The following is a 20,407-nucleotide window of genomic DNA, read 5'->3' as shown; positions in this document are numbered from 1 at the left end:
ATGTCCGGCGACAGTGCCGCTTCGGCGCCCGGCCGGTCCGGGGACCGCCCGGGGCGGCCTGTCGGGCGGAAGAGGAGTTCCCGCTGGGGACGGTTCCTGGAGAGCGGCCTGCTGCAGGGCGGCGTTCAGGGCAGTCCCGTCATCCGTCTGTTCATGCGGTGGGTGCGCCGGCCGTTGCTGCCGGTCATGCGGCTGTGGCGGCGCAACATCCAGCTCAAGGTCGTCGTCACGACGCTGCTGATGTCGCTGGGCGTGGTGCTGCTGCTGGGCTTCGTCGTCATCGGGCAGGTGCGCAACGGCCTGCTAGACGCCAAGGTGAAGGCGTCGCAGAGCCAGGCCACGGGCGGGTTCGCGGTGGCCAAGCAGCGGGCCGACGAGGCGGCCAGTGGGACCGGCGACGACGTCGCCACGGCGGACGGCCGTCCCGCGCAGAACGTCACCCAGTGGCTGAGCGACCTGGTGTCGTCGCTGTCCAGCGGTGGGCAGGGCGCCTTCGACGTGGTGACGCTCCCGGCCTCGGACGCGGACGGTGCCGGTGGGCGCGGGCAGCGCGCCTCCGGTGAGGTGGACTGGAGCCGCAGCGTGCCCGCGGACCTGCGGGAGCGGATCGGCAGCAGTACGACGGCCGCGCAGAGCTACACCCGCATCACCTACAACAACGAGATCAAGGACTCCCAGCCGGGCCTGGTCATCGGCAAGCAGGTCAACGACCCCAACGGCAACCCGTACCAGCTGTACTACCTCTTCCCGCTCACGCAGGAGGAGAAGTCGCTGAGCCTGGTCAAGGGCACGCTGGCGACGGCGGGGCTGTTCGTCGTCGTGCTGCTCGGGGCCATCGCCTGGCTGGTGGTGCGGCAGGTCGTCACGCCGGTGCGGATGGCGGCGGGGATCGCCGAGCGGCTGTCGGCCGGGCGGCTCCAGGAACGGATGAAGGTCACCGGCGAGGACGACATCGCGCGTCTCGGCGAGGCCTTCAACAAGATGGCGCAGAACCTCCAGCTCAAGATCAGCCAGCTGGAGGACCTGTCGCGGATGCAGCGCCGGTTCGTGTCGGACGTGTCGCACGAGCTGCGTACGCCGCTGACGACCGTGCGGATGGCCGCTGACGTGATCCACGAGGCGCGTGCGGACTTCGACCCGGTGACCGCGCGGTCGGCGGAACTGCTCGCCGACCAGCTCGACCGGTTCGAGTCGCTGCTCGCCGACCTGCTGGAGATCAGCCGGTTCGACGCGGGTGCCGCGGCCCTGGAGGCGGAGCCGATAGACCTCAGGGACGTCGTGCGGCGGGTCGTCAGCGGGGCGGAGCCGCTCGCGGAGCGCAAGGGCACGCGGATCCGCGTCCTCGGCGACCAGCAGCCCGTCGTCGCCGAGGCCGATGCCCGGCGCGTGGAGCGGGTGCTGCGCAACCTCGTCGTCAACGCCGTCGAGCACGGCGAGGGCAACGACGTCGTCGTCCGGCTCGCCGCGGCCGGCGGCGCGGTCGCCGTGGCGGTGCGGGACTACGGGGTCGGGCTCAAGCCGGGAGAGGCGACCCGCGTGTTCAGCCGCTTCTGGCGGGCCGACCCGGCACGCGCGCGTACCACGGGGGGTACGGGGCTGGGGCTGTCGATCGCCCTGGAGGACGCGCGGCTGCACGGCGGCTGGCTGCAGGCGTGGGGCGAGCCGGGCGGGGGATCGCAGTTCCGGCTGACGCTGCCCAGAACGGCCGACGAGCCGCTGCGGGGCTCGCCGATACCGCTGGAGCCCAAGGACTCGCGGCGCAACCGGGGCCTCGACGACGCCGGTCTGCCCTGCGGTGGCGGGAGCGGCGAGAAGCGGGCGACGGTGCCGGCGCAGCCGGCGAGCGGATCGGCTGCGGGGGCCAAACGGGACCCGATACCGCCGCGGGCGGCCAGCGCCACGGCCGATCCGACGGCGCTGCCGGGCAACGGCGCGCGCGTGGTGCCACGGCCCGCCTCGGGCACCCGGCGGCCCGACGAGGGCAGCGGTCAGGCTGGACGCGCCGCAGGCGGCGACGTGGGTGGTTCCGCGGGGACCGCCCACGGTGGCCGTGTGGGCGCTCCGGCCGGGAGCGCCGAGAACGGTGGGTTGAGCTCCGGCGGCGGGGCCGCTCGGGACCGGGCCGGTCGGGACCGTGCCGCTGGGGACCGGGCCGGTCGCGGAGCCGGGGAAGCCGGCCCAGACAAGGGCGCAGCAGCCCCGGGCGGGGAGAGCGCCCAGGGCGGGGACAGCACCCCCGGCGGGAAAACCGGGCCGGGCGAGGCGAAGAGGCAAGGGGAGGCATCTCGTGGGCGCTGACCGCGAAAGGCGCGGCCGGCGCAGGCACGCGCGCGTGATGGCGTACGCCGCCGGTGGCGTCCTGGTGCTGGCGGGGTGCGCGTCGATGCCGGACAGCGGGGATCTGCGCGGTGTGGAGTCCACGCCGCGCCAGGACACCCAGGTGCGGGTGTTCGCCGTGCCGCCGGGCGAGGACGCCCCGCCCTCGGAGATCGTGCAGGGCTTCCTGGAGGCGCTGACCAGTGATGATCCGCACTACAAGACGGCACGCCAGTACCTGACCGGGGAAGCGGCGAAGACCTGGCGGCCGGAGCTGTACACCACGGTGCTCGCCGACGGACCGGGTGCCAAGCCCGAGGGGCCGACCGGCCGGGAGGACACCGGCGAGATCTCCTACATGCTGACCGGCACCAAGGTGGCCACGGTGGACGCGCAGCAGTCGTACGCGCCCGCGACCGGGACGTACGGCAGGACCGTGCATCTGACGCAGGACCAGAAGAGCGGGCAGTGGCGGATCGACGCGCTGCCGCAGGGCGTCGTCATGGGCCAGTCGGACTTCCAGCGCAACTACATGTCCGTCAGCAAGTACTACTTCGCGTCGAACACCGTGGCGGCCGGCGCGACGTCGCAGCCCACCGCGGTCGCCGATCCCGTCTACGTGCGCCGCCGCGTGGACCCCATGACGCAGATGGTGCGCTCGGTGCTGAGCGGGCCCACGCGGTGGCTCGACCCGGTCGTGCGTTCGAGCTTCCCGACCGGTACGGCGCTGGCGAAGGGCGCCGGCGCGCTCACGCCCGACGACCGCAACCTGCTGACGGTCCCGCTCAACGACAAGGCCGCGGGCATCGGCACCAACCGCTGCGAGGAGATGGCCGCGCAGCTGCTGTTCACGCTGCGCAGCCTCAGCCCCGCCGTGGACGAGGTGGAGCTGCGGGCCGGCGGGGCCGAGCTGTGCTCGCTCACCCAGGACGCGGCCGAGGCTGCAGCCTCCCGGAGCGCCGCACGGCACCCGGACTACCTGTACTTCGTCGACGGCAAGGACCGGCTCGTACGGATCCCGGCGGGCAGCAGCGAGACCGAGCCGGACCCGGCGCCGGGCGCGCTGGGCGAGGGCGACACGGCCCTGCGCTCGGTGGCCGTCTCGCGCGACGAGCACACCGCGGCGGGCGTCGGCCTCGACGGCAGGTCGCTGTACGTGGGCTCGCTCGTCTCGGGCGGTTCGCTCGGCGAGCCGGTGCTGCGCAGCCAGGGCCGGAGCGAGGCGGACCGGCTGACGACCCCCAGCTGGGACGCCGACGACGGCCTGTGGGTGGCCGACCGCGACCCGCGTGATCCCCGGCTGCTGCTGTTCGAGGACGGCAAGGGTGAACCCCTGGAGGTGCGCACTCCGCACCTGGACGGGCGGATCCAGTCGGTGCGGGTCGCCGCCGACGGGGTGCGGATCGCGCTCGTCGTGGAGAAGGGCGGCAAGAAGACCCTGCTCATCGGGCTGATCGAGCGAGAGCAGAAGCAGGGCGAGAAGCCGTCCGTCCGCGTGGTCGAACTGCGCTCCGCGACCCCGGAGTTGGAGGAGGTCACGGCCATGTCGTGGGCCGGGGACAGCCGGCTCGTGGTGGTCGGGCGCGAGCACGGGGGCGTGGAGCAGATGCGGTACGTCCAGGTCGACGGCTCGACGCCGGACGTACCGGCGCCTGCGGCCCTGACGGGCGTCAAGGAGGTCACCGCCGCCGAGGACGACGGGCTGCCGCTGGTGGCGAACTCGGTGGACGGCATCGTCCGGCTGCCGACGGGCGCGCAGTGGCAGAAGGTCACGGAGGGGACGGCGCCGGTCTATCCGGGATGAGGGACCTGCGGGGTGAGGGGCCTGCGGGGGGCCGGGCCCCGAGGGATGAGGAACCTGCGGGGCCGGGCCCCGAGGGGTCGGTCGGAGCTCTGGGTGGCCGTTCGTTTCTCGTGACCGGTGATACGGCGGGCCCGGGCCGGGTACGCCCCGGCCGCGGCGCCGGGTTCTCGGTGGGCCGAGGCCTGCGTCCGGGGCCGCCCCGAGTTGTCCACAGGCGGTTTTCCACAGGGGTGGCAGGTCCCCGGCCCGGACGGCACAGTGATGGTCATGCGGGGGTGGTGGCAGGACCTCACCGACCTGGTGCTGCCGGGCGAGTGCGGGGGCTGCGGGGCGCCTCGTACGGTGCTCTGCGCGCGGTGCCGTGCGGTGCTCGGCGGGGCAGCGGTACGGCGGGTGCGACCGGCGCCCGAGCCGCCCGGGCTGCCGACGGTGCACGCCGCGGCTCCGTACGCGGACGAGGTGCGGGCGACGCTGCTGGCCCACAAGGAGCGGGGTGCCCTGGCGCTCGCCGCGCCGCTGGGGGCGGCCCTGGCCCGAGCCGTACGGGCCGGGCTCCCGGAGGACGCGCCCGGGGCCGGGGCGCCCGGGGCCGGTGCGCTTCGGGCCGGTGCGCTTCGGGCTGGGGCGCTTCGGGCGGAGGCCGAGGCCCGGCCGGGTCCGACCCGGCCGGGCGGTGAGGCCGCCGAGGTGCCGGGCAGGGCTCCGTGGGCTCCGTTGCTGCTCGTGCCTGTGCCGTCCGGGCGGCGGGCCGTGCGGGCCCGGGGACATGACCCGGCACGCCGGATCGCGCTCGCGGCGGCCGCGGACCTGCGGCGCGGCGGGCTCCCGGCCCGGGTGCTCGGGGTGCTGCGGCAGCGGCGGGCCGTGGCCGACCAGTCCGGGCTCAACTCTCGGCAGCGACTGGCCAATCTCGCGGGAGCGCTGACGGTCGTTCCGGGTGGTGCCGGGCTGCTGCGGGAGGGACCGGTCGTGCTGGTCGACGACGTGATGACCACGGGCGCTTCGCTCGCCGAGGCCGCGCGGGCCCTGCGGGCGGCCGCGGACGGACCGGCCGTGCCTCTCGGGGCGGCCGCGGGGCCGATTCCTGACGCCGGGTGCACTGCGCCCGTGTACGCGGGAGAGAGCTGGGAAAGCAGAGAGGAACAGAACGTCGGATCAAGGCAAGAGAGGACGGGCCGGCGGCCCGGCCGGCAGCGAATGGCGGGCGCACACGGCGCCTGCGGAGTGGTTGACGTGCTGTGCGCGGCAGTGGTCGCGGCGGCACCGGACTCTTTCCAAATAAACCGGAACTGACTGAGATCTTACGTCGTTGCAGGTAATGAGAGGGCCTATTCACCTGAACGGAGGTACACCGCGGTAGAGGGTGACGACATCCGTCCGGGCGAGATATGTTCGGTTGAGAGGGAAAGCCGCAGGCCACACCTCTCGAATCCGAATGCCGTGACGCGGGTTTTTCCTTCATCACTCGCGACGGTGGAGTGGAGATCTCGCCCACGGGGGAGGAGGTGGAAGTCACCGAGTCCGAGGTTCCGGGGCTCACCGGAACCTGGTGCAAAAGGGAGACGCTCCGCAGCGAAGCGGAGCGATCCGGGAACGGAGTTCTGCGTGGACATCGTCGTCAAGGGCCGCAAGACCGAGGTGCCCGAGCGGTTCCGGAAGCACGTGGCCGAGAAGCTGAAGCTGGAGAAGATCCAGAAGCTCGATGGCAAGGTGATCAGCCTCGACGTCGAGGTGTCCAAGGAGCCCAACCCGAGGCAGGCCGACCGCTGTGACCGAGTGGAGATCACGCTCCGCTCCCGCGGTCCGGTGATCCGGGCGGAGGCAGCGGCGAGTGATCCGTACGCGGCGCTCGACCTGGCGGCGGAAAAGCTGGAAGCCCGGCTGCGCAGGCAGCACGACAAGAGGTTCTCGCGCCGTGGCGCGCGCCGGATTCCGGCCGCCGAGGTCGCCGACCACGTCCCGGGCGTGGCCACGCTCAACGGAAACGGCCTCGCGCCGGCCCCCGAGGAGGAGCCGGAAGCCGTACCCACGAAGAAGATCGGCTCGCTGGAAGTGCAGGGTGACGGCCCCATCGTCGTCCGCGAGAAGACCCACGTCGCAGCGCCCATGACCCTCGACCAAGCTCTCTACGAGATGGAGCTGGTCGGGCACGACTTCTACCTGTTCGTCGACTCCGAGACCAAGGAACCGAGTGTCGTCTACCGACGGCACGCCTACGACTACGGCGTGATCCACCTCAGGACGGACACGATGGTCACACAGGCGCACTCCCCGGACGCGGGCGGTGCGCTCGGCGGCTGACCGCCCCGGGTGACAGCGGAGAGGGTGCCCCTGGAGCGCGCGTGCGCCCCCAGGGGCACCCCTGTGCGACCACTTCGCGCCCCACACCGTCACCCCGGTGCCGTTCGGGCATGAAATCATGGTGGCCACGGCCCAACCGGTGGGTCGTTGCTCTGGGTTGGCGATGGCTCAGGACCACAGGCCACAGCCTTCAGGGGGAGGAACGATGGCGGACAGCTTCGGACCGATGCGTGACGGGGATGCCCACGACGGCGTCGTCGGCATGGGCCCGGACACGGAGACCCCACGCAAGGAACCGATCAGAGTCCTCGTGGTGGACGACCATGCCCTCTTCCGCCGTGGCCTGGAGATCGTGCTCGCGGCCGAGGAGGACATCCAGGTCGTGGGGGAGGCGGGCGACGGCGCCGAGGCCGTCGAGAAGGCCGCCGACCTGCTGCCCGACATCGTCCTGATGGACGTGCGCATGCCCAAGCGGGGCGGTATCGAGGCCTGCACCTCCATCAAGGAGGTGGCACCCAGCGCCAAGATCATCATGCTCACGATCAGCGATGAGGAAGCCGATCTCTACGACGCCATCAAGGCGGGCGCGACCGGCTATCTCCTCAAGGAGATCTCCACGGACGAGGTGGCCACCGCCATTCGCGCGGTCGCTGACGGTCAGTCGCAGATCAGCCCGTCCATGGCGTCGAAGTTGCTCACCGAGTTCAAGTCGATGATCCAGCGCACCGACGAGCGCCGGCTGGTACCCGCGCCGCGCCTGACGGACCGCGAGCTGGAAGTTCTCAAGCTCGTCGCCACGGGAATGAACAACCGTGACATCGCCAAGGAGTTGTTCATCTCCGAGAACACCGTGAAGAACCACGTGCGCAACATCCTGGAGAAGCTGCAACTGCACTCCAGGATGGAAGCCGTGGTGTACGCGATGCGGGAGAAGATTCTCGAAATCCGCTGAGGCCGCGAAACCGCCGATGCCGCTGAGCCCGGGACGGCGAAGCGGCACAGGGCACAGCGGCCGGACGTCAAGTTGTCAGGCGGTCAGGCGGTCAGGCGGGCCAGTTCTCTCACGAGCGGCTCGCGCAGGTCCGGTGCGTCGACGCGCTCCACGCGCACGTCCGTGCAGTCCACCCAGGTCGCGGCCTCGGCCAGGGCCTGGGCGACGGCCGGGACCGCCTTCGGGCCGTCGAGCGTGACCTGCTTCGCCACCAGCGTGCTGCCCGCGCGCGCCGGGTCGACGCGGCCGACCAGCCGGCCACCGGCCAGCACCGGCATCGCGAAGTAGCCGTACACCCGCTTCGGCTTGGGGACGTAGGCCTCCAGGCGGTGGGTGAAACCGAAGATCCGCTCCGTGCGCGCCCGCTCCCAGATCAGGGAGTCGAACGGGGACAGCAGCGTGGTGCGGTGGCGGCCGCGCGGGGGCGTCCGCAGGGCCGCCGGGTCGGCCCACGCCGGCTTGCCCCAGCCCTCGACCGCGACCGGCACCAGCCCCGAGTCGGCGATCACCGCGTCGACCTGCTCGCCCTTGAGGCGGTGGTAGTCGGCGATGTCCGCGCGGGTGCCGACGCCGAGGGACTGACCCGCCAGGCGGACCAGGCGGCGCAGGCACTCGGTGTCGTCGAGCTCGTCGTGCAGCAGCGTGTCCGGGATCGCGCGCTCGGCGAGGTCGTAGATCCGCTTCCAGCCGCGGCGCTCCACGCACACCACCTCGCCGTACATCAGGGCGCGTTCGACGGCGACTTTGGAGCCGGACCAGTCCCACCAGTCGTTCGTCTTCTTCGCGCCGCCCAACTCCGTCGCCGTCAGCGGGCCTTCGGAGCGGAGCTGCTTGATGACCTGGTCGTAGACCCCGTCGGGCAGGTCGTGGTTCCAGTGCGGGCGGCTGCGGTAGGCGCGGCGGCGGAAGGCGAAGTGGGGCCACTCCTCGATCGGGAGGATGCACGCGGCGTGGGACCAGTACTCGAAGGCGTGGGGGTGTGCCGCGGGTGCGCCGGAGGCCGTCGCCCCCCAGTAGGCCTGCTCCACCGTCCTGCGGCCCACCGCGCCCAGGCGGGCGTACGGCACGAGTTCGTGGGAGCGGGCCAGGACCGAGATCGTGTCGAGCTGTATCGCGCCCAGGTGGCGCAGGACGCCGCGGACGCCGGAGCGGCGGTCGGGGGCGCCGAGGAAGCCTTGGGCGCGCAGGGCGATCCTGCGGGCCTCGTCTGCGGAGAGTTCTGCTGCGGGACGCGGGCTGGTCATGGTTCGCACGATAGGGGGTGGGACTGACAGTGGGGGTGTGACCAGCGAGGTCGGGTGCGCGGTGCCGGGCGCGACTAGGGAGCGGGCAGGTACGGCGCCGTCGACGGCAGTCCCAGGTCCGAGGGGAGGAGCGACCCCACCCAGGTGTCGCGGCGCACTCCCCTGTTGTTCGTCGCGGAGCGGAGCGTGCCCTCGATGGTGAAGCCCGCGCGTTCGGCCACCGCGCGGGAGGCCCGGTTGCCCACCTCCGCGCGCCATTCGACGCGGTCGATCGCGCCGTGGGCGAAGGCCCAGCGGCAGGCGGTGAGGGCCGCTTCCGCGATGTAGCCGTGGCGGCGGTGCCGCTTCGCGGCCCAGTAGCCGATCTCCGCCATGCCCAGGGCGCGCATGGTGAGGCCGAGCAGGCCCGCGAGGTCTCCGCAGTGGAGGAAGACGCCGAAGGTGAACAGGGAGCCGTCCGCCCAGCCGGCCGGAGCCGTCTGTTCCGTGAAGCTCTCGGCGTGCTCGCGCAGATAGGGCGAGGGGATCGTCGTCCAGCGCTGGATGTCGGGGTCCTGACAGGCCTCGTGCACCGCGTCGGTGTCCCGGGGGCCGACCGTGCGCAGCAGGAGGCGGTCCGTGGTGAGGGTGACGGGGTCCATCGGCCGATTCTGCTCGGCGGGCGCCCGCGGTGCCATCCCTTTGCCCTCGGTGAGCGGGTGATCACTCCGTGTGCGATTCGGTGGCGCGATGCGGCACCATCCGGCGGCCCCGGACGTTGTCCTCTGTGAAGCGGAAGCGAAACAGAATGGAAGCAACGGACGGTCGCCGTCACGGCAGGCCCTCCCGGCGCGGTGGGGTCCTCGCATACGATGGCCGTTGCTCAGTAAGTCAAGTGGTAACCGACCGTCCCAGGCCCGACCGGCAAGGAGACCAACCCCCGTGTCCGTCCTCTCGAAGATCATGCGTGCAGGCGAAGGCAAGATCCTGCGCAAGCTGCACCGCATCGCGGACCAGGTCAACTCCATCGAAGAGGACTTCGTCGACCTCTCCGACGCCGAGCTGCGGGCCCTCACCGATGAGTACAAGCAGCGGTACGCCGACGGTGAGAGCCTGGACGACCTGCTGCCCGAGGCCTTCGCCACCGTCCGCGAGGCCGCCAAGCGCGTCCTGGGCCAGCGCCACTACGACGTGCAGATGATGGGCGGCGCCGCCCTGCACATGGGATACGTGGCCGAGATGAAGACCGGTGAGGGCAAGACCCTCGTCGGCACGCTCCCGGCGTACCTGAACGCGCTGTCCGGCGAGGGCGTCCACATCATCACGGTCAACGACTACCTGGCCGAGCGCGACTCCGAGATGATGGGCCGCGTCCACCGCTTCCTGGGCCTGGAGGTCGGCTGCATCCTCGCCAACATGACGCCGGCTCAGCGCCGCGAGCAGTACGCCTGCGACATCACCTACGGCACGAACAACGAGTTCGGCTTCGACTACCTGCGCGACAACATGGCGTGGTCCAAGGACGAGCTCGTCCAGCGCGGCCACAACTTCGCCATCGTCGACGAGGTCGACTCCATCCTCATCGACGAGGCCCGTACGCCGCTGATCATCTCCGGTCCCGCCGACCAGGCGACCAAGTGGTACGGCGACTTCGCCAAGCTGGTCAAGCGCCTCAAGCGCGGCGAGGCCGGCCAGCCGCTCAAGGGCATCGAGGAGACCGGCGACTACGACGTCGACGAGAAGAAGCGCACGGTCGCCATCCACGAGTCCGGTGTCGCCAAGGTCGAGGACTGGCTGGGCATCGACAACCTCTACGAGTCGGTGAACACCCCGCTCGTGGGCTACTTGAACAACGCCATCAAGGCCAAGGAACTGTTCAAGAAGGACAAGGACTACGTCATCATCGACGACGAGGTCATGATCGTCGACGAGCACACCGGACGTATCCTCGCCGGCCGCCGTTACAACGAGGGCATGCACCAGGCGATCGAGGCGAAGGAAGGGGTGCCGATCAAGGACGAGAACCAGACCCTCGCCACGATCACCCTCCAGAACTTCTTCCGCCTCTACAAGCGCCACGACCACAGCGGCAAGGAACAGCCCGGTCTGTGCGGCATGACCGGTACGGCCATGACCGAGGCCGCGGAGTTCCACCAGATCTACAAGCTCGGCGTGGTGCCGATCCCGACCAACCGGCCGATGGTCCGCAAGGACCAGTCCGACCTGATCTACCGCACCGAGGTCGCCAAGTTCGAGGCCGTGGTCGACGACATCGAGGAGAAGCACCGCAAGGGGCAGCCGATCCTCGTCGGCACCACCTCCGTCGAGAAGTCCGAGTACCTCTCGCAGCAGCTGAGCAAGCGCGGCATCCAGCACGAGGTGCTCAACGCCAAGCAGCACGACCGGGAGGCGACGATCGTCGCCCAGGCCGGCCGCAAGGGCGCGGTCACGGTGGCCACGAACATGGCCGGCCGTGGTACGGACATCAAGCTCGGCGGCAACCCCGAGGACCTCGCCGAGGCCGAGCTGCGCCAGCGCGGGCTCGACCCCGAGGAGCACATCGAGGAGTGGGCGCACGCCCTGCCCGAGGCGCTGGAGCGGGCCCAGAAGGCCGTCAAGGCGGAGAAGGAAGAGGTCGAGAGGCTCGGCGGCCTCTACGTGCTGGGCACCGAGCGGCACGAGTCGCGGCGCATCGACAACCAGCTGCGCGGCCGTTCCGGCCGTCAGGGCGACCCGGGCGAGTCCCGCTTCTACCTCTCCCTCGGCGACGACCTGATGCGGCTGTTCAAGGCCCAGATGGTCGAGCGCGTGATGTCCATGGCGAACGTGCCGGACGACGTGCCGATCGAGAACAAGATGGTCACGCGCGCGATCGCCTCCGCGCAGTCGCAGGTCGAGCAGCAGAACTTTGAGACCCGTAAGAACGTCCTGAAGTACGACGAGGTCCTCAACCGCCAGCGTGAGGTCATCTACGGCGAGCGGCGCCGCGTCCTGGAGGGCGAGGACCTGCACGAGCAGATCCAGCACTTTATGGACGACACCATCGACGCCTACGTCCAGGCCGAGACCGCCGAGGGCTTCCCGGAGGACTGGGACCTCGACCGGCTGTGGGGCGCGTTCAAGCAGCTCTACCCGTGCAAGGTCACGGTCGAGGAGCTGGAGGAGGCGGCCGGCGACCGGGCCGGGCTCACCGCCGAGTTCATCGGCGACTCCGTCAAGGACGACATCCACGAGCAGTACGAGGCGCGTGAGGCGCAGCTCGGCTCCGAGATCATGCGCGAGCTGGAGCGCCGGGTCGTGCTGTCGGTCCTGGACCGCAAGTGGCGCGAGCACCTCTACGAGATGGACTACCTCCAGGAGGGCATCGGCCTGCGCGCGATGGCCCAGAAGGACCCGCTGGTCGAGTACCAGCGCGAGGGCTTCGACATGTTCACCGCCATGATGGAGGGCATCAAGGAGGAGTCGGTCGGCTACCTGTTCAACCTGGAGGTCCAGGTCGAGCAGCAGGTCGAGGAGGTCCCCGTCGAGGACGCCAAGCCCGTGGCCGACCTGGAGAAGCAGGACTCGGTGCCTGCGCAGGCGGGTGCCCGGCCGGAGATCCGCGCCAAGGGGCTCGACGTCCCGCAGCGGCGCAACCTCCACTTCTCCGCGCCGACCGTCGACGGCGAGGGCGGCACGATCGAGGGCGACTTCACGGAGGACGGTGAGCCGGTGCGCTCCGAGGCCGACGGCCTCACGCGCGCGGAGCGCCGCAAGCAGGCGAAGAGCCGGGGCCGCCGCAAGAAGTGACCGGCGCGGGAGCACCGTGACGGCGTGAAGGGCCGGACACCCCGGGGTGTCCGGCCCTTCGGCGTGCCCGGTCCGGGCGCGGATCGGGCAGTCCTGGTCGGCGTGCCCGGACCGGCTCGGCCGGGCCGCGCACGGATCGGTCAGTCCTGGTCGGCGCGCGGCGGCCGGGGACCGCCGAGCTCCACCGCGGTGCAGCGCCAGCGGAGGTCCTGGCCGAGTTCCAGGCGGAAGGCCATGGCGCGCAGCCGGTCGCCGGCGCCGATCCGGGCGAAGGCCTCGATCGCGCCCGGGCGGGGCTCGCAGTACCCGATGTCCCGGACGACGGGACGGGCGCCGCGGGTGCGCAGGGGGCTGCGTTCGGCCAGCCAGGCCAGCTCGTCGTAGGCGCGGCCGCGGGTGTGGCGGAGCATCGAGTGGACGGGCCGGTGGCCGCTGAGGACGGCGACGAGGAGGTCCGCGAAGAGATCGGTGGGAAGGGGCCGGGGGAGCGGCCGGCGGGGGGTCTGGGCGGGGACGCGGGGCGAGGACTGCGCGGGCGCCGTAGCGGGGGTGCGCGCGGGCGGCGGAGTGAGGGCGTTCGGGGACGGCGGGGTCATGCCCTGCCGGGCCCTGCGCGGGGTCGTGCGGGGGCCTGGGGCGGCCGGCCGGCGGGTGCCGGGGGAGGTGGGCGGGCGGGTGTCGGCGGGGCGGGTGTACGGGCGCTTGGCGCGTGCCGAGGCCGGAGGGCGGCCGCCGGCCGCCGGGGTGCGGGCAGGGCCACCACCGGGAGTGCGGGGCGGGCCGGCGGGGGTGAGGGGTGGAGCGGCGGTGCGTCCGGTGGTGAGGGTGGCGGTTCCCTCGCGGACTCGGGTCCGGGGGCCGGTGCCGGCCGGGGTGTCGAGGGAGGGGCCGTCCTGGAGGGGAAGCGGGCGGCGGTTGGTCCTGGTCATGACCTTGTTCATGGGGGTCCCCGTTTCGTGAGCCGGTGGATACCGGTGAGTAACTTCGGGTGGTGATCTTGTACGGGGACGAACGGCGCCGGAGCAAGGCGGCGGGATGCGTGTCGGAGGACCCGAAAGGGTTCACTTATCCGGGTGATGTGCGGCGCGTGGAGCCCGTCCGATCCCGGGTGGGGCGGGTGAATTCCCGGCTCGGAGTGGACGCGTCCGGCGTCCCGGGGCGGGACTCGAAAGGGGACGCGGCGCACGTATTCTGAAGGTCCTCTGCGGCCGGAAGGCCCTGCCGGAGCCACCGAACCGACCACGAAAGCGGCCAGCCATGCGTGTCTACGTGCCCATGACCCTCCCCGGTCTCGCCGAGGCGTACCAGACGGGTGAGCTGGGTGCCGGGCCGTTCGTCGCCTATGCCGTGACGCCCGCACTGCGCGAGTGGTACCTCTCCGACGACATCGAGGAGCTGGAGTACGCGGCGCTCAGCCGTGCCGCGCTGGCCTCGCTGCGGCTGCTGGCCGCCGAGCCGGACGCGCCCCGGCGCCGGGTCGTGGTGGCCGTGGACGTGCCCGACCGGGTCGCGAGCACCGACCCCGACCGGGGCCTGGACCCGGCGGCGCTGGGCGAGGTGCGGGTCGCGGGTGCCGTGGCGCTGGGCAAGGCGGCGTCCGTGCACGTCGACGCGCCCGACGCGGAGGCCGACGTGGCGGCTGCGGCCGACGCGCTGCCGGCGGCGGACGGCGGGGACGACGACGCGCAGTTCGTCGTCGACGGGGCGGAGGACCACGAGCTGCTGTGGTTCGCCACGCAGGAGATCCCGAACCTGGTGGGGCGCGGGAACTGACCGCCCTCCCGCCCGGCGCACCTGCCGCCCGGGGGCGCGTTGAGGCGCCGCTCTCTTGATTGTCAGTGGGGGCGGGTACGTTCTGGGGCATGGGGACGAAGACGGGCGCGCACATTGTCTGGGACTGGAACGGGACGCTGTTCCACGACATCGACGCGATCATCGGGGCGACGAACGCGGCCTTCGCCGAGCTGGGGCTGGAGCCGCTGACGCTGGAGAAGTACCGGGAGCTGTACTGCGTCCCGGTGCCGAAGTTCTACGAGCGGCTGATGGGGCGGCTGCCGACCGAGGCCGAGTGGGAGCGGATGGACGACATCTTCCACCGGTACTACGCGGAGCACCGGGTCAGGTGCGGGCTGACGCTGGGCGCCGAGGAGCTGCTGGCCGGGTGGCGGCTGGCGGGGCGCAGCCAGTCGATATTGAGCATGTACGTGCACGAGGAGCTCGTGCCGCTGGTGCGCGGCTTCGGGATCGAGCCGCACTTCATACGCGTCGACGGGCGGACGGGGCCCTCGGGCGGCAGCAAGGCCGAGCACATGGTGCGGCACCTGGCATCGCTGAACGGCGTGGCCCCCGAGCGCACGGTGGTGATCGGGGACGCCGCGGATGACGCGGTCGCCGCGCTGCACGTGGGGGCCCGGGCCGTGCTGTACACCGGCGGATCGCACAGCCGGGCGAGTCTGGAGGCGGTGGGCGTGCCGGTCGTGGACTCGCTGGAGGAAGCGGTCGACGAGGCGCAGCGGCTGGCGGCCTGAGCGCGGGCTGCACGGCGCGATGGCCCACAGCCGGATGCGCGCACTGTGCAGAACGTCAAACTTCCAGGGCTGCTTTTGTACACATACGGCTCATGACGGGGGCCCTGTGAGGAGCGATAGCCTTGGTGGCGTGATCAGCGCGATAGTTCGCGGGGACGCCGATGTCCTCGCCCTGCGCCCGGAGAGCACGGACGACATCCGTGTCCGGGCGGCAGTCGCTGGTCCTCGCGGGCGGGACGGGGCATCGAGAGCTCCCAGGACGCCGAGCACCACCAGGATCCAGGCGTCGCAGAGAGCAGCGTCACACCGGTGGAGCAGCTCAAGAATGGCTCAGACACCCCCGCTCATCTCACCTTGCGGCATAGCGTCGGTACAGACCGGATACCCCGTGTCACGACGTGACGTCGTAGGCGCAGAGGCCGTACTTCCTTCTACGTCACGCAACGGCGCGCGACAGGAGCCAGAGGACAATGCAGACCAAGCTGGACGAAGCCAAGGCCGAGTTGCTCGAGAGGGCCGCCCGGGTAGCTGAGAACAGCCCGGTCGGGGGGCACCTACCGACCGGGTCGACGGGCGAGGAGACCCCAGACGCCCCGCAAGCTCCGGACCGCGAGTCCCTGCTCACGTTCCTCCAGCGTTACTACCTCCACACGGCCCCGGAGGACCTTGCCGACCGCGACCCGGTCGATGTCTTCGGAGCCGCCGTCTCGCACTACCGGCTGGCGGAGAACCGCCCCCAGGGCACGGCCAACGTGCGGGTCCACACGCCCACGGTCGAGGAGAACGGCTGGACCTGCAGCCACTCCGTGGTCGAGGTCGTCACCGACGACATGCCCTTCCTCGTCGACTCCGTCACCAACGAGCTGACGCGCCAGGGGCGCGGCATCCACGTCGTCATCCACCCGCAGTTCGTCGTGCGGCGCGATGTCACGGGCAAGCTCATCGAGGTGCTGCCCACGCCCACCACCGGCGCCGGTGGCCTTCCGCACGACGCGCACGTCGAGTCCTGGATCCACGTCGAGATCGACCGTGAGACCGACCGGGCCGATCTGAAGCAGATCACCGCCGACCTGCTGCGGGTGCTCTCCGATGCCCGTGAGGCCGTCGAGGACTGGGGCAAGATGCGGGACGCGGCGATCCGGCTGGCGGAGGGGCTGCCGGACGAGCCCATCCCCGGCGACCTGCCCGGGCCGCAGGTCGAGGAGGCGCGCGAGTTGCTGCGCTGGCTGGCCGACGACCACTTCACGTTCCTCGGCTACCGCGAGTACCAGCTGCGCGACGACGACTCCCTGGCCGCCGTGCCCGGCACCGGCCTCGGCATACTGCGCGCCGACCCGCACCACTCCGACCAGGAGAGCCACCCAGTCAGCCCGTCCTTCGAACGGCTGCCCGCCGACGCCCGTGCCAAGGCCCGCGAGCACAAGCTGCTCGTCCTGACCAAGGCGAACAGCCGGGCGACGGTGCACCGGCCGTCCTACCTGGACTACATCGGCGTCAAGAAGTTCGACGCCGACGGCAACGTCATCGGCGAGCGGCGCTTCCTCGGACTGTTCTCCTCCGCGGCCTACACCGAGTCCGTGCGCCGCGTGCCCGTCATCCGGCGCAAGGTCGCCGAGGTCCTCGAACGAGCCGGGTTCTCGCCCAACAGCCACGACGGCCGCGACCTGCTCCAGATCCTGGAGACGTACCCGCGCGACGAGCTGTTCCAGACCCCCGCCGACGAGCTGCGCGCCATCGTCACCTCCGTCCTCTACCTCCAGGAGCGCCGCCGCCTGCGGCTCTACCTGCGCCAGGACGAGTACGGGCGCTACTACTCGGCCCTCGTCTACCTCCCGCGCGACCGCTACACCACGGCCGTCCGCCTGCGGATCATCGAGATCCTGAAAGAGGAGCTCGGCGGCATCAGCGTCGACTTCACGGCGTGGAACACCGAGTCGATCCTGTCCCGGCTGCACTTCGTGGTCCGGGTGCCGCAGGGCACCGAGCTGGAGCATCTGTCCGACGCCGACAAGGAGCGCATCGAGGCCCGGCTGGTGGAGGCCGCCCGCTCCTGGGAGGACGCCTTCGCCGAGGCGCTCAACGCCGAGCTCGGCGAGGAGCGCGCGGCCGAACTGATGCGCCGCTACGCGCACGCCTTCCCCGAGGGCTACAAGGCCGACCACAACCCGCGCGCCGCGGTCGCCGACCTCGTCCACCTGGAGCAGCTGAACGCCGAGGAGGGCAAGGACTTCGCGCTCAGCCTCTACGAGCCGGTGGGTGCCACCCCCGAGGAGCGCCGCTTCAAGATCTACCGCACGGGCGACGCGATCTCCCTCTCGGCGGTGCTGCCGGTCCTCAACCGGCTCGGCGTCGAGGTCGTCGACGAGCGGCCGTACGAGCTGCGCTGCTCGGACCGCAGCGTGGCCTGGATCTACGACTTCGGTCTGCGCATCCCGCGCCCGCAGGGCGGCGGCGCGGACTACTTCGGCGACGACGCCCGCGAGCGGTTCCAGGACGCCTTCGCCGCCACCTGGACCGGCCAGGCGGAGAACGACGGCTTCAACGCCCTCGTGCTCAGCGCCGGGCTGACCTGGCGGCAGGCGATGGTGCTGCGGGCGTACGCGAAGTACCTGCGCCAGGCGGCGTCGACGTTCAGCCAGGACTACATGGAGGACACCCTCCGCAACAACGTCCACACCACCCGGCTGCTCGTCTCCCTGTTCGAGGCGCGGATGTCCCCGGACCGGCAGCGGGCGGGGCACGAGATCGTGGACGCGCTGCTGGAGGAGGTCGACGCGGCACTCGACCAGGTCGCCAGCCTGGACGAGGACCGGATCCTCAGGTCGTTCCTCACCGTCATCAAGGCGACCCTGCGGACCAACTTCTTCCAGGAGGCGGCGGGCGGCAGTCCGCACGCGTACGTCTCCATGAAGTTCGACCCGCAGGCGATCCCCGACCTGCCCGCGCCGCGCCCGGCGTTCGAGATCTGGGTCTACTCGCCCCGGGTCGAGGGCGTGCACCTGCGCTTCGGCAAGGTCGCGCGCGGCGGTCTGCGCTGGTCGGACCGGCGGGAGGACTTCCGCACGGAGATCCTCGGCCTGGTCAAGGCGCAGATGGTGAAGAACACCGTCATCGTGCCGGTCGGCGCCAAGGGCGGCTTCGTCGCCAAGCAGCTGCCCGACCCGAGCGTCGACCGGGACGCGTGGATGGCGGAGGGCATCGCCAGCTACAAGACGTTCATCTCGGCGCTGCTCGACATCACCGACAACATGGTCGCGGGCGAGGTCGTGCCCCCGGCCGACGTCGTCCGGCACGACGAGGACGACACGTACCTCGTCGTCGCCGCCGACAAGGGCACCGCGACCTTCTCCGACATCGCCAACGAGGTCGCCGAGAAGTACAACTTCTGGCTCGGTGACGCCTTCGCCTCCGGCGGTTCCGCCGGCTACGACCACAAGGGCATGGGCATCACCGCCCGCGGCGCCTGGGAGTCCGTCAAGCGGCACTTCCGCGACATGGGCGTGGACACGCAGAGCGAGGACTTCACGGTCGTCGGCATCGGCGACATGTCCGGTGACGTGTTCGGCAACGGCATGCTGCTCTCCGAGCACATCCGCCTGGTCGCCGCCTTCGACCACCGGCACATCTTCATCGACCCGAACCCGGACGCCGCCACCTCCTACGCCGAGCGCCGCCGCCTGTTCGAGCTGCCCCGCTCCAGCTGGGAGGACTACGACAAGGAGCTGCTGTCGGCCGGCGGCGGTGTCTTCCCGCGCACGGCCAAGGCGATCCCGGTCAACGCGCAGATCCGCGAGGCCCTCGGCATCGAGGCCAAGGTCACCAAGCTGACCCCGGCCGACCTGATGAAGGCCATCCTCCAGGCACCGGTGGACCTGCTGTGGAACGGCGGCATCGGCACGTACGTGAAGTCCTCGGCCGAGTCGAACGCCGACGTCGGCGACAAGGCCAACGACGCCATCCGCGTCGACGGCAAGGACCTGCGGGTCAAGGTCGTCGGCGAGGGCGGCAACCTGGGCCTGACGCAGCTGGGCCGGATCGAGTTCGCGCTGCACGGCGGCCGGATCAACACCGACGCCATCGACAACAGCGCCGGCGTGGACACCTCCGACCACGAGGTGAACATCAAGATCCTGCTCAACGGCCTGGTCACGGACGGCGACATGACCGTCAAGCAGCGCAACAAGCTGCTCGCCGACATGACCGACGAGGTCGGCCGCCTGGTCCTGCGCAACAACTACGCGCAGAACACGGCGATCGGCAACGCCCTCGCGCAGTCCAAGGACATGCTCCACGCCCAGCAGCGCTTCATGAAGCACCTGGTCAGGGAGGGCCACCTCGACCGGGCGCTGGAGTTCCTGCCCACCGACCGGCAGATCCGCGAGCGCCTGGCCCAGGGGCAGGGCCTGACGGGGCCGGAGACGGCCGTGCTGCTGGCGTACACGAAGATCACGGTCGCCGAGGAGCTGCTCCACACCTCGCTGCCGGACGACCCGTACCTCAAGGGCCTGCTGCACGCGTACTTCCCGACGGAGCTGCGCGAGCAGTTCGCCGACCGGCTCGACGGCCACCCGCTGCGCCGTGAGATCACCACGACGGTCCTGGTCAACGACACGGTCAACACGGGCGGTACGACGTATCTGCACCGCCTGCGCGAGGAGACCGGCGCGTCGCTGGAGGAGATCGTGCGGGCGCAGACCGCGGCCCGGGCGATCTTCCGCCAGTCCCCGGTGTGGGACGGGGTCGAGGCGCTCGACAACAAGGTCGAGGCCGAGGTCCAGACCCGTATCCGGCTGCACGCCCGCCGCCTGGTGGAGCGCGGCACGCGCTGGCTGCTCAACAACCGGCCGCAGCCGCTGGAGCTCGCCGGGACCGTCGACTTCTTCGCCGAGCGGGTCGAGCAGGTCTGGTCGCAGCTGCCGAAGCTGCTGCGCGGCGCCGACCTGGAGTGGTACCAGAAGATCTACGACGAGCTGACGGGTGCCGGCGTTCCGGACGAGCTGGCCACGCGGGTGGCCGGCTTCTCCTCGGCCTTCCCGACGCTCGACATCGTCTCGGTCGCGGACCGCATGGGCCGGGAGCCGCTGGACGTCGCCGAGGTCTACTACGACCTGGCCGACCGGCTGCGCATCACCCAGCTGATGGACCGCATCATCGAGCTGCCGCGTGCCGACCGCTGGCAGTCCATGGCCCGCGCGGCGATCCGCGAGGACCTGTACGCGGCGCACGCGGCGCTGACCGCGGACGTCCTGGCCGTGGGCAACGGCACCTCGACGCCCGAGCAGCGCTACAAGGCCTGGGAGGAGAAGAACGCCGCGATCCTCGGCCGGGCCCGCAGCACGCTGGAGGAGATCCAGGGCTCGGACGCGTTCGACCTCGCGAACCTCTCGGTGGCGATGCGGACGATGAGGACCCTGCTGCGGACGCATTCGTAACGCCTGCGACAGCGAGGACGCCC

Annotated in this window: 12 protein-coding genes; 9 read left to right on the top strand and 3 right to left on the bottom strand. The window is 71.4% G+C overall.

Annotated features, from left to right (window positions below; translation table 11 throughout):
• From mtrB to ACPXCS_RS11320, 5 genes are all read left to right on the top strand, one after another.
• Window positions 1-2,298, top strand: a complete 2,298-nt coding sequence (gene mtrB / locus ACPXCS_RS11340; RefSeq protein ID WP_425951961.1) for an MtrAB system histidine kinase MtrB — start codon at window positions 1-3, stop codon at window positions 2,296-2,298.
• Complete coding sequence (locus ACPXCS_RS11335) at window positions 2,288-4,120, top strand: LpqB family beta-propeller domain-containing protein (protein WP_425951960.1); 1,833 nt, start codon at window positions 2,288-2,290, stop codon at window positions 4,118-4,120. The genes mtrB and ACPXCS_RS11335 overlap by 11 nt, the downstream gene beginning before the upstream one ends.
• Window positions 4,121-4,387: 267 nt before the next feature.
• Complete coding sequence (locus tag ACPXCS_RS11330) at window positions 4,388-5,413, top strand: ComF family protein (protein ID WP_425951959.1); 1,026 nt, start codon at window positions 4,388-4,390, stop codon at window positions 5,411-5,413.
• Window positions 5,414-5,725: 312 nt separating this feature from the next.
• Window positions 5,726-6,421: a ribosome hibernation-promoting factor, HPF/YfiA family gene (hpf, locus tag ACPXCS_RS11325; protein WP_425951958.1), complete on the top strand. Its 696-nt coding sequence runs from the start codon at window positions 5,726-5,728 to the stop codon at window positions 6,419-6,421.
• 205 nt (window positions 6,422-6,626) lie between these two features.
• Complete coding sequence (locus tag ACPXCS_RS11320) at window positions 6,627-7,373, top strand: response regulator (protein WP_425951957.1); 747 nt, start codon at window positions 6,627-6,629, stop codon at window positions 7,371-7,373.
• 83 nt (window positions 7,374-7,456) lie between these two features.
• On the opposite strand, the gene ACPXCS_RS11315 is transcribed toward ACPXCS_RS11320, so the two are convergent.
• Together ACPXCS_RS11315 and ACPXCS_RS11310 are read right to left on the bottom strand one after the other, a co-directional pair.
• Window positions 7,457-8,656 (bottom strand): winged helix-turn-helix domain-containing protein, encoded by a 1,200-nt coding sequence (locus ACPXCS_RS11315; RefSeq protein WP_425951956.1) that lies wholly within the window; start codon window positions 8,654-8,656, stop codon window positions 7,457-7,459.
• A gap of 74 nt (window positions 8,657-8,730) precedes the next feature.
• Window positions 8,731-9,297 carry a GNAT family N-acetyltransferase gene (locus ACPXCS_RS11310; protein ID WP_425951955.1) on the bottom strand — a complete coding sequence of 189 codons (567 nt, stop codon included), beginning with the start codon at window positions 9,295-9,297 and terminating at the stop codon, window positions 8,731-8,733.
• A 280-nt stretch (window positions 9,298-9,577) separates the two neighbouring features.
• On the opposite strand from ACPXCS_RS11310, the gene secA reads away from it, so the two are divergent.
• On the top strand, window positions 9,578-12,424 hold the full coding sequence (secA, locus tag ACPXCS_RS11305; RefSeq protein WP_425951954.1) for a preprotein translocase subunit SecA: 2,847 nt from the start codon (window positions 9,578-9,580) through the stop codon (window positions 12,422-12,424).
• 140 nt (window positions 12,425-12,564) lie between these two features.
• Here the strand turns inward: secA and ACPXCS_RS11300 are convergent, their stop codons facing one another.
• A complete protein-coding gene (locus tag ACPXCS_RS11300; RefSeq protein ID WP_425951953.1) occupies window positions 12,565-13,365 on the bottom strand; it encodes an Rv3235 family protein in 801 nt (266 codons plus the stop codon).
• A gap of 316 nt (window positions 13,366-13,681) precedes the next feature.
• Here ACPXCS_RS11300 and ACPXCS_RS11295 point away from each other — a divergent pair, with 316 nt between their 5' ends.
• The 3 genes from ACPXCS_RS11295 (at window position 13,682) to ACPXCS_RS11285 (ending at window position 20,384) form a co-directional block, all read left to right on the top strand.
• Window positions 13,682-14,197, top strand: coding sequence for a DUF6912 family protein (locus tag ACPXCS_RS11295; protein ID WP_425951952.1), 516 nt, complete (start codon window positions 13,682-13,684; stop codon window positions 14,195-14,197).
• Between the two features lie 89 nt (window positions 14,198-14,286).
• Window positions 14,287-14,952: an HAD family hydrolase gene (locus ACPXCS_RS11290; protein ID WP_425951951.1), complete on the top strand. Its 666-nt coding sequence runs from the start codon at window positions 14,287-14,289 to the stop codon at window positions 14,950-14,952.
• Window positions 14,953-15,422: 470 nt separating this feature from the next.
• Window positions 15,423-20,384, top strand: coding sequence for an NAD-glutamate dehydrogenase (locus ACPXCS_RS11285; RefSeq protein ID WP_425951950.1), 4,962 nt, complete (start codon window positions 15,423-15,425; stop codon window positions 20,382-20,384).
• Window positions 20,385-20,407: the final 23 nt, after the last annotated feature.

This window comes from Streptomyces sp. DT190 (genome assembly GCF_049846985.1).
Lineage (GTDB): Bacteria > Actinomycetota > Actinomycetes > Streptomycetales > Streptomycetaceae > Streptomyces.
This window is presented reverse-complemented; position numbering and strand designations above follow the sequence as displayed.

What these genes read in the sequence shown, in the direction of transcription:
- mtrB (WP_425951961.1), top strand. Translation starts at nt 1, where the DNA reads ATGTCCGGCGACAGTGCCGCTTCGGCGCCCGGCCGGTCCGGGGACCGC.
- ACPXCS_RS11310 (WP_425951955.1), bottom strand. Translation starts at nt 9,297, where the DNA reads ATGGACCCCGTCACCCTCACCACGGACCGCCTCCTGCTGCGCACGGTC.
- ACPXCS_RS11290 (WP_425951951.1), top strand. Translation starts at nt 14,287, where the DNA reads ATGGGGACGAAGACGGGCGCGCACATTGTCTGGGACTGGAACGGGACG.
- ACPXCS_RS11315 (WP_425951956.1), bottom strand. Translation starts at nt 8,656, where the DNA reads ATGACCAGCCCGCGTCCCGCAGCAGAACTCTCCGCAGACGAGGCCCGC.
- ACPXCS_RS11320 (WP_425951957.1), top strand. Translation starts at nt 6,627, where the DNA reads ATGGCGGACAGCTTCGGACCGATGCGTGACGGGGATGCCCACGACGGC.
- ACPXCS_RS11330 (WP_425951959.1), top strand. Translation starts at nt 4,388, where the DNA reads ATGCGGGGGTGGTGGCAGGACCTCACCGACCTGGTGCTGCCGGGCGAG.
- ACPXCS_RS11300 (WP_425951953.1), bottom strand. Translation starts at nt 13,365, where the DNA reads ATGAACAAGGTCATGACCAGGACCAACCGCCGCCCGCTTCCCCTCCAG.
- ACPXCS_RS11285 (WP_425951950.1), top strand. Translation starts at nt 15,423, where the DNA reads ATGCAGACCAAGCTGGACGAAGCCAAGGCCGAGTTGCTCGAGAGGGCC.
- ACPXCS_RS11295 (WP_425951952.1), top strand. Translation starts at nt 13,682, where the DNA reads ATGCGTGTCTACGTGCCCATGACCCTCCCCGGTCTCGCCGAGGCGTAC.